This is a genomic window from Paenibacillus sp. 1001270B_150601_E10, assembly GCF_015558675.1.
In the GTDB taxonomy this organism is placed as follows: domain Bacteria; phylum Bacillota; class Bacilli; order Paenibacillales; family Paenibacillaceae; genus Paenibacillus_B.
Genome location: NZ_JADMOL010000007.1, coordinates 60,056 through 72,217, shown reverse-complemented (window position 1 = coordinate 72,217; position 12,162 = coordinate 60,056). Strand labels below are relative to the sequence as shown.

Annotated in this window: 12 protein-coding genes; 9 read left to right on the top strand and 3 right to left on the bottom strand. The window is 48.3% G+C overall.

Going from position 1 to position 12,162, the window contains the following annotated elements; translation table 11 throughout:
• Positions 1–91: 91 nt before the first annotated feature.
• Positions 92–2,467, top strand: a complete 2,376-nt coding sequence (locus I2H74_RS16520; RefSeq protein ID WP_195575339.1) for a glycosyl hydrolase family 95 catalytic domain-containing protein — start codon at positions 92–94, stop codon at positions 2,465–2,467.
• Positions 2,468–2,814: 347 nt separating this feature from the next.
• Here I2H74_RS16520 and I2H74_RS16515 read toward each other — a convergent pair whose 3' ends face one another.
• The 3 genes from I2H74_RS16515 to I2H74_RS16505 are packed head-to-tail and all read right to left on the bottom strand — an operon-like array spanning position 2,815 to position 4,723.
• Positions 2,815–3,687: a 1,4-dihydroxy-6-naphthoate synthase gene (locus I2H74_RS16515; protein ID WP_195575338.1), complete on the bottom strand. Its 873-nt coding sequence runs from the start codon at positions 3,685–3,687 to the stop codon at positions 2,815–2,817.
• Entirely contained in the window at positions 3,684–4,457 is a 774-nt protein-coding gene (locus tag I2H74_RS16510; RefSeq protein ID WP_195575495.1) for a futalosine hydrolase, read from the bottom strand. Before I2H74_RS16510 ends, I2H74_RS16515 begins: the two co-directional genes overlap by 4 nt.
• Positions 4,458–4,510: 53 nt before the next feature.
• Positions 4,511–4,723: a hypothetical protein gene (locus tag I2H74_RS16505; protein ID WP_195575337.1), complete on the bottom strand. Its 213-nt coding sequence runs from the start codon at positions 4,721–4,723 to the stop codon at positions 4,511–4,513.
• A 278-nt stretch (positions 4,724–5,001) separates the two neighbouring features.
• Here I2H74_RS16505 and I2H74_RS16500 point away from each other — a divergent pair, with 278 nt between their 5' ends.
• The 8 genes from I2H74_RS16500 to comX all read left to right on the top strand — a co-directional run bounded on the left by I2H74_RS16500 (position 5,002) and on the right by comX (position 12,086).
• Complete coding sequence (locus I2H74_RS16500; protein ID WP_229106758.1) at positions 5,002–5,925, top strand: TIGR01777 family oxidoreductase; 924 nt, start codon at positions 5,002–5,004, stop codon at positions 5,923–5,925.
• A gap of 2 nt (positions 5,926–5,927) precedes the next feature.
• A complete protein-coding gene (locus I2H74_RS16495) occupies positions 5,928–6,404 on the top strand; it encodes a hypothetical protein (RefSeq protein ID WP_195575336.1) in 477 nt (158 codons plus the stop codon).
• A complete protein-coding gene (locus I2H74_RS16490; protein WP_195575335.1) occupies positions 6,401–7,015 on the top strand; it encodes a hypothetical protein in 615 nt (204 codons plus the stop codon). The genes I2H74_RS16495 and I2H74_RS16490 overlap by 4 nt, the downstream gene beginning before the upstream one ends.
• A 132-nt stretch (positions 7,016–7,147) precedes the next feature.
• Entirely contained in the window at positions 7,148–8,767 is a 1,620-nt protein-coding gene (locus tag I2H74_RS16485) for a gluconokinase (protein ID WP_195575334.1), read from the top strand.
• Between the two features lie 685 nt (positions 8,768–9,452).
• On the top strand, positions 9,453–10,457 hold the full coding sequence (locus tag I2H74_RS16480) for a lantibiotic dehydratase C-terminal domain-containing protein (protein ID WP_195575333.1): 1,005 nt from the start codon (positions 9,453–9,455) through the stop codon (positions 10,455–10,457).
• A 63-nt stretch (positions 10,458–10,520) separates the two neighbouring features.
• The gene (locus tag I2H74_RS16475) at positions 10,521–10,700 is read left to right on the top strand and encodes a hypothetical protein (RefSeq protein ID WP_195575332.1); all 180 of its coding nucleotides are present in this window, start codon (positions 10,521–10,523) and stop codon (positions 10,698–10,700) included.
• A 120-nt stretch (positions 10,701–10,820) separates the two neighbouring features.
• Positions 10,821–11,762 carry a polyprenyl synthetase family protein gene (locus I2H74_RS16470; RefSeq protein WP_195575331.1) on the top strand — a complete coding sequence of 314 codons (942 nt, stop codon included), beginning with the start codon at positions 10,821–10,823 and terminating at the stop codon, positions 11,760–11,762.
• Positions 11,763–11,915: 153 nt separating this feature from the next.
• Positions 11,916–12,086: a competence pheromone ComX gene (comX, locus tag I2H74_RS16465; RefSeq protein WP_195575330.1), complete on the top strand. Its 171-nt coding sequence runs from the start codon at positions 11,916–11,918 to the stop codon at positions 12,084–12,086.
• Positions 12,087–12,162 lie beyond the last annotated feature (76 nt).

Here is a 12,162-nt window from a genome sequence, read left to right as displayed (position 1 = left end):
GGGAAGCCCTATCCATGTGGAAGTCAGTAGAGCAGCTCGTAAATTCTTATCTTTTACACAAGGAATTCAGAACAATCGGAGGTTAGTGGCTATGGCAATCCGAAGCAATCAATTATGGTATGAACGTCCAGCCGGCACCTGGTCTGAAGCTTTGCCGCTTGGCAATGGCCGTATGGGCGGAATGGTATTTGGCGGAACTGTTAAGGAGCGTATTCAATTAAATGAAGACACGCTGTGGGCAGGTTATCCCGCAAATGAGATCAATGATGATGCCGTGCATTACCTGCAGGAGGCTCGGGACTTGCTGGCTGAAGGACGTCCGTTGGAAGCCCAGCAGCTTATCGAGCGGAAGATGCTCGGTACAGCAGGCAATGGGGTTCAACCGTACCAGCCCCTCGGCAATCTCACGATTCATTGCTTGAATGAGCTGGAGGAAGAAGATTATGAGCGGAGCCTGGATCTTCCTACGGCTGTAGCCCGCACGATATTCGGCTCAACGGACAAGCGGCATGAGCGTTCGGTCTTTATATCCGTGCCGGATCAGGTGATGGTTGTCCATTGGCAAACGAACGATCCTGCTGGACTTCACGTGGAGGTTGGACTCGATTCCTTGCTTGAGCATCAGGTAGTGGCAAATGAGCATGGCGAATTGCTGCTTACAGGGAGATGTCCAATCCACGTTCGCAATCATAATAACGGCGTTGTGCCTGAGGTGATCTATGAACAGGAGCAGCCTGGCAAAGGCATGCGCTTTGCCGCTTCTGTACGTATTATCCATGAAGGCGGGCAAACTGGCCAGCAGGGTCGTGACAAGCTGACGATTGCGGGGGCCTCCTCCTTTACTTTGCTATATACTTCGGCGACAAGTTATGCCGGCTTTGACCAGATTCCAGGCACGAGCCACGTAGATCCAGTGGAGCAGTGCCGAGGCAGCCTGCTGGCATGTCTGGGCAAGAGCTATGAACAGCTGCTCGAAGCTCATCTGCAGGAGTATCAGCCATTGTTCCAGCGTGCAAGATTGCGGCTTGGAGCTGAGCAAGAGGATCGCTCCGAACTGCCTACCGACCAGCGCTTATTCCAATTGGTGAACGGAGCAAAGGATCCGCAACTGATGAGCCTTGTATTCCAATATGGACGCTACCTGCTTATAGCAAGCTCGCGGCCAGGCACGATGGCAGCGAATCTGCAGGGCATTTGGAATGACATGGTCATGCCGCCCTGGAACTGCGATTATCATCTCAACATTAATCTAGAGATGAACTATTGGCTTGCGGAGTCGTGCAATTTATCCGACATGCATGAGCCCTTGTTCAAGCTGATCGAGGAGCAGGCGATTACGGGAGCAGAGACGGCTAGACGGCAGTATGGGTGCCGAGGATGGACGGCACATACGATGACGGACATTTGGAGGACGAATAATGTCGGGCCTGCTGGGCAGGCGGAATGGGCGTTTTGGCCAATGGGCGGCGCTTGGCTGTGCAGTCATTTGTGGGAGCACTATTTGTTTACAAAGGATACGGATTTCTTAGAGCAGCGTGCCTTGCCGCTTATGCGCGGGGCAGCGCAGTTTCTCTTGGACTGGCTGATCGAGACCGAAGAAGGTCAATTGATTACCAGCCCTGCAACTTCTCCGGAAAATAATTATGTAACGGAGGATCAGAAGGCTTGCTCTGTTTCGCGAGCTGCAGCGATGGATCTGCTATTATGCCGAGAGCTGTTCACCTCTGTTATCGAGGCATGCGAGGCATTACCTTTACATAAAGGGGATGAATTGGTCGAAGCCTGCAGGGATGCACTTAGCAAGCTGAAGCCAATCGAGATCGGTTCACGCGGTGATATCGTGGAATGGGAGAAGGAGCTTCACGAATGGGATCCTCGCCATCGCCATGTATCACATCTATACGGGCTGTACCCCGGACGTGAGTTCACAGCAGAAGATAAGTTCGAATACTTCGAAGCCGCCCGTCGTTCCTTGGAGCTTCGCGGCAACGAGGGAACAGGCTGGAGCATGGGCTGGAAGGTAGCCTTGTGGGCTCGTCTATATGACGGCAATCAGGCCATTCAAGTCCTGCATAACTTTCTGTATGTCATTGATGATACGAGCGGCTATGATTATCATCGAGGCGGAATCTATCCGAATTTATTCTGCGCTCATCCACCATTCCAGATTGATGGAAACTTCGGAGCAGCGGCTGGTATTGCAGAGATGCTGCTGCAAAGCCATAGAGAGACCATTCATCTGCTGCCAGCACTGCCTGCAGAATGGGATGAGGGCCACATGAAGGGGCTTAGAGCGCGTGGGGGATATACTGTTGATATCAGCTGGAAAAAGGGGGAACTAGTACAGGCCGTGATTACTTCGGATCGGGATCAGAGGACAATCGTACAATATAGGGAACGAACTGTGCAGGTGGATTGCAATGCAGGCACACCTGTCGTCTTGTCCGAGTCATTGATGACAACATGACTTCTTGATACCGAGGGTAATGTGGGTAATGTGCACTTCTTCAAGTTATCGTTAACACTATATTGCGTTGAGAGTGAGATGTTCCAATTAAACTGAAGCCGCAATAAAAAGACCCGTGCAAGTAAGGCAATAGGGAAAAGCAGCATTCACAATAAAGTGATGATGCATATCTCCTAATATACGCCTTTTTTGCACGGGTCTTCCGTAAGCATATGTCTATACAAGATTATGGTTGATAAACATCCTTACCGCAACCATAAAGCGGTTAGGTGACATTCGCAATACCATTTACAGCTTCTATCCCTGCTGTTTTTGAAGAAAGCCACTACTCGTGGACTTCGCTCTGCTTATAGTTCTGACGCATCGTACAGCAGCTTCCGGTCGAATGCTGGAACAAGTCCCTCTTCTGCTGCACGGCCAAGCAGCGCCTCGATCGCAGCATAGCCATCTTTGCCGAGATTGCCTGTAAAGGCGTTCACATACAGATCGATATGTGAAGCGACAACATCGCGGTCCATCTCTTGCGCATGCTTCAGGACGTAGTCTTCCGACGCTTTTGGATGCGCCCAAGCGTATTCAACGGAAGCACGGGTCCAGCGTGTTAATGCGGCGATATCCATCGTCCGGCGCGCAATGATCGCACCAAGAGGGATCGGCAATCCTGTATCCTCTTCCCACCAGCTTCCCATGTCCGCGACTAAGGCTAAGCCATAGGAAGGATAAGTGAAGCGCGCCTCATGAATCACGAGTCCTGCATCAATGAGACCGTCTCTGACGGCAGGCATAATCTCATCAAAGGACATAACCACGATCTCGCCTACGCCGCCGGGAACATGCTTGGCTGCCCACAGACGGAAGAGCAGATAAGCGGTAGAACGCTCGCTTGGAACCGCGATTCGCTTACCAGACAACAAGGCGGGGTCAAGGCCTTCAGCCTTAGAGCCATCGCCTTGCTGATCAGACTTCATCAGCACCAACGGTCCGCAGCCTCTGCCAAGTGCGCCGCCGCAAGGGAGCAGCGCGTAGCGGTCAAGCAGCCACGGCAGTGCGGCATAAGAGATCTTCATGACCTCAGGGCCTTCACCTTCAATAGCCCAGCCGTTGGTTTTATCGATATCCGCATACGTGACGTCAAGCGCAGGTGCTTCAGGGATCAAGCCATGAACCCACGCGTGGAAGACAAAGGTATCATTTGGACAAGGTGAAAAAGCAATTTTCATCGTAAAACCTCCTTTAGTACGGCACTTGCAGCTTCAAGTGCCTGCAAGGCATCGCCGATGCGCCATGCGGAACGATCCCGTGGGCCAATGGCATTGGATATCGCTCTAAGCTCCAGCACAGGCAAGGATGAAGTTTTGGCAGCAGCGGCTACGCCATAGCCCTCCATGGCTTCGGCCGCGGCCTCTGGCACGCGAACGAGGAGTTCTTCTGCTGAAGCCTTCGTTCCTGTGGCCGTGGACAAGGTCAGGATCGGCGCATGAACAGCTGTTAATTGGGCTTCATGCAAAGCTTCTGCGAGCTTTGCAGCGATTGATTCGCTTACGGGAATGCGAGCAGAGCCGAAGCCAAGCTCATCCACGCTGATAAAGCCTTCTTCGCTTTCCGCGCCAAGATCGGCGCAAATGATCTCGCTGGCAACGACAAGCGAGCCGATCTCAGCTCTGCCGACAAAGCCTCCAGCAATGCCTGCATTTATCACAAGATCGTAGGGATGAGAGCTGCTCATCAACGCTCTTGTCGTATGGACGGCAGCCATTGCAGCTCCAACTCCAGCAATCTCGACGTCGAACTCCACTCTTGGTGTATTCGCTTCCTGAAGTTTCGCTTCGGTCTGACTTTCCTGGATGTCAAGCTGAGAGGAACCCATAGCTGCCGATGGAGTCGCAGCCGATTGTTGAAGTCCGCGCAGCACAGCATCGCGCTCTGCTGCCACAGACGTCATGATCAGAACGCGTTTGACCGTAACGCTCGCGATAGCATTTGCATCCATATGTAAAGAATGAGAAGGGCTCGAATGAGTCATGCGCAAAGCTCCTTTATAAACTAGAATGAAAGATGTAAAGATTGTAACATTATACGAAAAACAGCGCTATCGTCATGCCCCTTCCTGCGGCACATCGATCTGCGCTGTTCTGCTTTCTTATTCGGTACAGCCTGGGTGAATGGCTTTCTCTGCCAAACGGTTCTTCGGATCTCTGGGTTCAACGCATGCTCGCGTTCAAGCTTGCGGCGGTCTCGTTTTGCTTTGCGACTCATGAAAAACACCTCCTAGGTTATTGAAGTCTATCATAGAACAGGGAATGGAAAAGAACAAGTGCGATTCACCTATTGTCCGACAAAGGAAAGGTCTGCGCAGCGTGTTTGATGAGGGTCATACAAGTTCTGCCAATAAAAAGGATATAAAATCATATAAATGGAAACAAATCCCTTGTAAGTCGCGTACTACTTAAGTAGGATACGTTGTAACGAGAGGGAAGGCAGCTTGCATGTCATCAAGTCGACCAAATCGATCCGCATGTAAAGGGGAGATAGAGATGGGGGATTCCATGAAGGTAGTGCTTGCTGGAGGTACAGGCTTCCTTGGTCAGGCGTTAGCTTCTTTTTTGACTCAGCACGGCTATGAGATTTGCATTTTAACACGTGGGCAAACGCGTTTACACAATGGACTTCGTTATATCCACTGGGATGGGCGCAGTCTAACGGGCTGGGAAAATGAGCTTGAAGGCGCACATGCGATCATTAATTTTTCAGGCAGAAGTGTCAATTGTTTGTATACGAAAAAGAACAAGCGTGAGATTATCACTTCCCGAATTGATGCCGTGCAGGCCATCGATCGTGCGGTGATGCAGCTTGAACAGAAGCCGAAGGTGCTGGTACAGGCAGGGTCGCTTGCCATATTCGGCAATACCACTCAGTTATGCGAGGAAGTATCTCCCCATGGAGAGGGCTTTTCCGTTCGTGTATGCGAAATGTGGGAAGAGGCCTTTTTTTTCAAATCGATTCCAGGCGTTCGCAAGGTGATGCTAAGAATCGGCTTTGCCCTTGGGAAAGAAGGAGGCGCTTTGGAACCGTTGATGAAGCTGGTCCGTTATGGGGCTGGCGGGACGATTGGATCAGGCAAGCAGTACATTAGCTGGCTTCACATCGAGGACTTGAATCGAATGTTCCATCATGTGATGGAGCATGAGGAGGCGACAGGCATTTACAATGCGACTGGTACAGAGCCTGTGACCAATAAGGTGTTTATGTCCATCCTTCGGCAGGCAATGGGACGGGGATGGCAACCGTCTGCGCCATCTCCACTTGTGCGAATGGGCGCTTATCTCATTATGCGAGCAGATCCAGAGCTTGCGCTGTCTGGCCGCAATTGCTTGCCTACTCGTTTTCTTGCAGAAGGCTTTTCTTTTCAATATAAGAAGCTGGAGACTGCTCTGTCCGACGTTGTGAAGAAAGGATGATCATGATGCGTTGGCATCGTGTGGGCAGGGTATTCACAGCCATAGAAGGAATTGTGTTATTTATCCTCACCTTATATGCAGCCTATATCTTTTGCTTAGGTGGGGTGGGTCCTTACTTAGAAGATTTACAGTCTGACGATGAATATGGGACTTATATTGATGTTCATTCCGATACGATTGCTTATTATGGGAAGAAGTTTCAAATCAAAGGCGCCGCGGTTGCGGACGATCATTTCACGGTGTTCGTGAGGAGTGCAGGCGTGCAGTGGCAGCCGAATTTGCCTTTTTCCCTGAACGTAAGGACTGATCAGGGTGAAGTGCTTCAGTCTACGACTAGAGGTCAAAATTCAGGCTTGTTTTATACTCGCGGCTCCTTTACGTTCAAAGGATTGCCTTCGGACACGAAGGAAGTAGTGGTCTATCAACAATCCTATGGTGAATCCTTCTCTTTCCGCATCCCATTAGGGGGTGATGAATGATGAGGAAGCTGCTGAAAGACAACCGTTTGCAGAGCCATATGATTCGAATCGGGATAATCCTGTTGCTGTTGTTTGCTTTGCAAGTAACCATGCTTGGTCATACTTCATGGAGCAAAGAAAAAGCAGTAGAGGACTGGGTTCAAAGCATGGAGATGCCTCCAGCTAAAGTTGTTTCTGAACAGGTATCACCATCTGGTTATCATTGCATCCTGTTGATTGATGAAACACATGGGATGTACCATACCGTCCATTTAGAACGTCAACTTTTGTTCTGGACGAATCATGGGGGTACCGTAAGTATGCCGATCAAACCAGATGTTCTATTGAGCTTCCGCCATGGAATGACTACTCTATCCAAAAACAAGTATCTTTACTATTATCTTGGCCAGGTTTCAGATCCAAAGATTAAGCGTTTAGCTTTTTACACTGAGCTGGAAGGAGAACAGCCAGTTGATGCACAATCTGGAATCTATCAAGTCGTAAAAGAATATTCCAAACAAGATGTGGAACGCGGCAGCTTAAAGGCAAAGCTAAGGGCATACGATACAGAGGATCAACTGATCTATGAATTGGGGATCGATGACATTGAAATCAGGCGTTCACAGCAATAGGGAAAAAGTTGAAGTATTATTATCATAGAGGGGGCGATGCAGCTTCCTCTTTTTTGATGTATAAAGAGAAGTAGGTGAAACTGGTTAATGATTTAAAGACATGATTTTAATTTCAAACGGAGGCGGCAGGACATGACAATCTTCATTGGGATAGATATTGGGACTACCAGCACAAAGGCAGTCGCCTTTGATTCTGCTGGCCAAGTGATACAGAAGTCACAGGCTGGCTATTCGACGCGGATTCCATGGCCGGGGCGTGCCGAGCAGGACCCTGAAGATATCTTTCAAGCGGTTATGAGCGCGACGAAAGAGCTCATAGCAAAGATAGGAACGGATGAGCTTCAAGCCATTGGCTTAAGCTCGGCCATGCACAGCATGGTTGCAGTGGATGAGCAGGGTCATCCACTAACACCGCTTATGCTGTGGAGCGACAATCGGAGCAGTGAGGAAGCGAAGCAGCTGAAGCAGCGTTCAGACGCTCAAGCGCTGTATGAGCGCACGGGGACGCCGATGCATCCGATGACGCCGCTAACGAAGCTCATCTGGATGCAGAAGCATGATGCTGCCTGCTTCCATCAAGCGAGCAAGTTTTTAGCGATTAAGGATTATATTTTGTTCAAATGGTTTGGGCGGTATCTTACCGATTATTCGATGGCTTCTGGTACTGGATTATTCAACATCCACTCCTTTTCCTGGGATCAGGAGGCATTGCAGCTTGCCGGAATAACGGAGCAGAAGCTGCCGGAGCCAGTATCACCCCTTATGCTGCTTACAGACATGCAGCCTTCTATAATAGCGGCGCTGGGATTGAAGCAGCCCTTGCCCGTTGTTGTAGGGGCAAGCGATGGTCCGCTTGCAAACATCGGGAGCGGCGCTGTCCATCCGAAGCAGATGGCTGTCACGATCGGCACGAGCGGTGCCGTTCGCAAGATTACGGATAAGCCTGAGCTCGATGAGCATGGTAGGACGTTCTGCTATGCGATAACAGAAGGCATGTGGATCGTAGGCGGCCCCACCAACAATGGAGCAGTTTGCTTGCAATGGTTCAAGGAAAATGTACAAAGCTACAAGCATTCTTTCACTTTGGAGGAGGTAGAAGCGCCTTCAATTGAACGCGAAGCATCCATCATAGCCTCCTCTCAAGCAGCTAAGCTGTCTCCCTATGATGAGATGTTCAAGGCGATAGCAAGTGTGCCGGCCGGAGCGGAGGGGCTTCTGTTTCTGCCCTTCTTGTCTGGGGAACGGGCCCCGCATTGGGATGCCGACGCGCAAGGAGTGTTTTTTGGCCTTGGTCTTCAGCATCATCAGGCCCATATGATGAGAGCAGTAGCGGAAGGCATGCTGTATGCGATATACAGCATTGCCAAGCTTCTCGGAGAGCCTCCAGTGGCTTATGAATCGCTGATCGCCTCTGGAGGCTTTACGCAATCCTCGGTTGGTGTTGCGATGATGTCGGATCTGTTCGGGGTGCCTGTCCAACTGCCGGACAGTCCTGAGGCCTCAGCCTATGGAGCAGCGATCTTGGCTATGACGGCTGCTGGCAAGTTAGCCAGCATCAGAGATGGTGCGCAGCTTGTGCAGTTCAATCGAATGTTTGTTCCAGACGTTCGCATTACGGAAACCTATCGTCATATGTACCAACTCTATGAGCGTGTTTATCGGCATTTGGCGGATGCGGGGGATTTTGTCTTTGCATCAAAGCTTAAGCGCGAACTGGCTGCTGCTACTTGGCAGGATGAAACGAAGAAATAAGATGAGAGGTTGGTCGCTTAGAGATGAACGATATCGATTCGGAAGGAACTCTAAATGATAAGACCTACATCTCTATAATTGGTATAGGAAGATGAGCATCTAATAGACCCGTGTCTAAGTATCTGGACATGGGTCTTGCTATCGTTATATTTGGCTATGAATGGCGAATGGATATAGGACAAGGAGAGGAGGAGTGCTAGGCTGATGGCCGCATATTCCGCAATGATAAACGTCATGATAAGTCTAATTACAAGAAAATGTAAGCGCAAACAACGGATGATTCGACAAAACCAGCTCCGCAAAAAGATTGCGGTAATTACGGGTATGGAAGTCGGTGAAAAATGGTTTAGAGTTCGATAAGATGATATTGAAAAAGGTAACAGTTACGTAAGTCTCTTCTCCAAAAATTGCAGTCAGGATCGTGCAACCTCTCCTCTTGCACGTACAGCCAAGGCGCTGTTTATCCGCTGCTAGTACTGATGCTGTAAGCAGCCTCCCCCTCGCGCTTACAGCATCTTTCATTTGTTAACATAGAATAGGGTCGAATGCTGCTGAAGGAGGCACCTCGACAGCTCAGATGATGATCAGATTTTTAATCGCAAGTGCCGCTTTTCAGGGATAAAGCCTTTTACGAATATCGCTTAAAAAGGATCTTGCGGTTAGTAACGGAGGTGGCGATAACTCGATGTGGAAAGGTATTGGCGTCTATTATTTTGAAGAGGAACACGAGGCTTTGCTGTTGGATGGCATACGCCCCGTCATTCGCTCCATTCAAGCAGAAGGCAAGCTTAATCGGGCTTACGTCCTGAGAGACTTTGATCGAGGTCCTCATGTTGCGATCTATGCAGAGCTCGATCGAGAATCCTACTATCCCTCCGTATGCAAGGAGATACAGGATAAGCTGTGCTCCTACCTGTCTAAATATCCTTCCGCCCAGGAGCTAAGCGCACAAGGGTATGTCAAGCTGTGTGACAAGTGGCTGGAGCCAGCGCGTAAAGAGAAGGTATCGCGAGATCTTATGTGCAACCATCAAGTAGTGCTGCAGCATCAATCATCGAGTCAGCTGACAGAGTCAAGCCGCGTGCTGCAAGAACTTTTACATAGCTTTCATGCGTTTAATTATGAAATGGTCGTTGGCGAACTCGAAGCAACGCGCTCGAATCGCAAGCAGCGATATTTGCGAATCTTACGGTTAATGGCTGCGAATCGCACCTATGACTTGAAGATGAATTTAAGCAACGGCCTTGAAGCGCCCCGTGTTAGAATCGAGCGCTATCTGATGAGCACTCATGAATCAGAACAGGTTAGACGACAATATCGGGATGCAGATGAGCAATTTCGCCGGGATATTGATGATACGATTGAAGAAGTGCTTCGCTATACCCATGATGATGGGGGATATTCAGGCTCAGATCGTATATTGAGACGATGGTCGGCTTCTCGACGCGAACTATACAAGGCAGTTTCCACGTTAACGGATGAAGGGTTGATCCCCGATCATAATGCCTCAATTGCAACTCGCCGATCAAGCGGCCATGCTCTAGCTCACCACATGCTGCTGGAGACGTCCTATTCCTTGTTCCCTCTCTTTCACATTGATCGCTATCAGCGCTACTTGCTCGAATATTTGTTGCTTCAAGGGCTGGATCGTCATGAATCAAAACAAGCATCCATCGCAAAGGCCCTATAACATCATATTGCTGCTAATTCGTCTTTCTTCACCATATTCATCATGATAAGGAGGGACAGCAGGATGAGCCCAGAAAGAAAGTCGGATAAAGTAGCAACACCAGCTGAGGCGTTGGTTCGGATGCGAATGAGGGCGCTTTCTTCACTATTTGAGAAGATGAGCCGACACCATCTACCTTCATCTAGCTTTAATCACCTCAAGTTTAATGATGATAAACAAAATAAACCTCGAAATCTGAAGTAAAGAGGTATAATAAGCAATGGCACTATACTTATGTTTATATGATAATATAATCATAGGTTTGTCGGCCGTTGCCTTTTTTTTATATTGGATGTGAGGCAGCTCATGAAGAGGAGGGCCTAGATGGAGCAGGTAAAAAAACAAATTGAACAAAACATGCATGAACTATCTGACCTGTATTTTCGTACGGCACCGATGAGGGCATATGCTCATCAATTTATTTCAGAGAAGCTGCTGGAACCACAAATATTTGGTGCATTAACGGTGTGGCATTACCATAGGTTCGGTGGAACAGAAGACAGCATATATCGTGTAGCGGCTGGAGTGGAACTTCTTATTTTGAGCTCAGATATACTGGATGATCTCCAAGATCAAGATGCACCATCCATGCCTTGGATGCAGATTCCACCTGCAGAGGCGCTAAACGTAGCTGTAGGGCTCTTACTTGTAGGACAACAATCATTGATTCAGTCACTTCACGAACCAAGCATAAGGCTGTCAGCTTTAGAATTAGTTCAAGATAAACTGCTATGTTCATTGAACGGGCAGATGACCGATTTGCAAAATGATGTGGAAGATACGGATAAATATCTAGAGATGATTAAAGAAAAGTCCGCGTCACTTTTTGTGATGGCTTGTGGACTTGGGGCACTAATGGCATCGGGCGAAAGGCACTATCTAGTTGAAGAATACGCCGAATATATGGGGCTGTCAGCCCAATTGAATAATGATTGTCAGGATATCTTTAATTGGTCGGAGAAAGGTGATTTTAAGAGACGGAAGCGAACCTTTCCTATATTATATCTAATGGAGTGTGTAGAGGGCGAGAATCTCTGGTTGAAGACATACATGGAGGAGGGACAATTACCTCCTGATATCAATATAAAATTCGATATCTTTAAAGCAATATGTGAACAGTACGGAGCTATTCTTTTTGCACAGGTTCAAATGAGAATGTATTTCCATGAGTTTAGTAAGCGCTTTGAGTCCATTCCGGAGAATAAGGGCTATATGGAAGAATTTTTGCTTACCTTTGCGGTAGCCCCTGAAACGCTGGGGGCTTGATTCTAAAGGGATGATTGGACTATTATTTGAAACCGCAATTTCAATTGTGGAAATACACAATTGAAATTGCGTTCATGTTGTATTCAGACTTTGATAGTATTACATGTAAAAGCAGTTCTAAATTCCTATTTTGAGAAATTGGAGGGGCACAATATGAAAGAAATGATTCAATCTTTACTCAGAGATCGCAACTTGATGGATCAATTCATGCATGGTCGCTTGCAACTTGAAGGTGTTCCAACTATTCAACAAGAAGCACTTCGTGATGTTTTATTAAATTCAAGGCAAGGTCGAGATAGTTATTCTTTTATTGGCTGGATGTGAGTTGTTTAATCAAAACATAACCCATTCAATCATCTAAGTACTTATTATTTTTAGCACTGCTAATTTAGGCAAGTGC

Excerpts from the sequence above, each read along its gene's own strand:
- I2H74_RS16485 (WP_195575334.1), top strand. The coding sequence starts at position 7,148 with ATGACAATCTTCATTGGGATAGATATTGGGACTACCAGCACAAAGGCA.
- I2H74_RS16490 (WP_195575335.1), top strand. The coding sequence starts at position 6,401 with ATGATGAGGAAGCTGCTGAAAGACAACCGTTTGCAGAGCCATATGATT.
- comX (WP_195575330.1), top strand. The coding sequence starts at position 11,916 with ATGAAAGAAATGATTCAATCTTTACTCAGAGATCGCAACTTGATGGAT.
- I2H74_RS16470 (WP_195575331.1), top strand. The coding sequence starts at position 10,821 with ATGGAGCAGGTAAAAAAACAAATTGAACAAAACATGCATGAACTATCT.
- I2H74_RS16495 (WP_195575336.1), top strand. The coding sequence starts at position 5,928 with ATGATGCGTTGGCATCGTGTGGGCAGGGTATTCACAGCCATAGAAGGA.
- I2H74_RS16500 (WP_229106758.1), top strand. The coding sequence starts at position 5,002 with ATGGGGGATTCCATGAAGGTAGTGCTTGCTGGAGGTACAGGCTTCCTT.
- I2H74_RS16475 (WP_195575332.1), top strand. The coding sequence starts at position 10,521 with ATGAGCCCAGAAAGAAAGTCGGATAAAGTAGCAACACCAGCTGAGGCG.
- I2H74_RS16510 (WP_195575495.1), bottom strand. The coding sequence starts at position 4,457 with ATGGATGCAAATGCTATCGCGAGCGTTACGGTCAAACGCGTTCTGATC.
- I2H74_RS16505 (WP_195575337.1), bottom strand. The coding sequence starts at position 4,723 with ATGAGTCGCAAAGCAAAACGAGACCGCCGCAAGCTTGAACGCGAGCAT.
- I2H74_RS16515 (WP_195575338.1), bottom strand. The coding sequence starts at position 3,687 with ATGAAAATTGCTTTTTCACCTTGTCCAAATGATACCTTTGTCTTCCAC.
- I2H74_RS16520 (WP_195575339.1), top strand. The coding sequence starts at position 92 with ATGGCAATCCGAAGCAATCAATTATGGTATGAACGTCCAGCCGGCACC.
- I2H74_RS16480 (WP_195575333.1), top strand. The coding sequence starts at position 9,453 with ATGTGGAAAGGTATTGGCGTCTATTATTTTGAAGAGGAACACGAGGCT.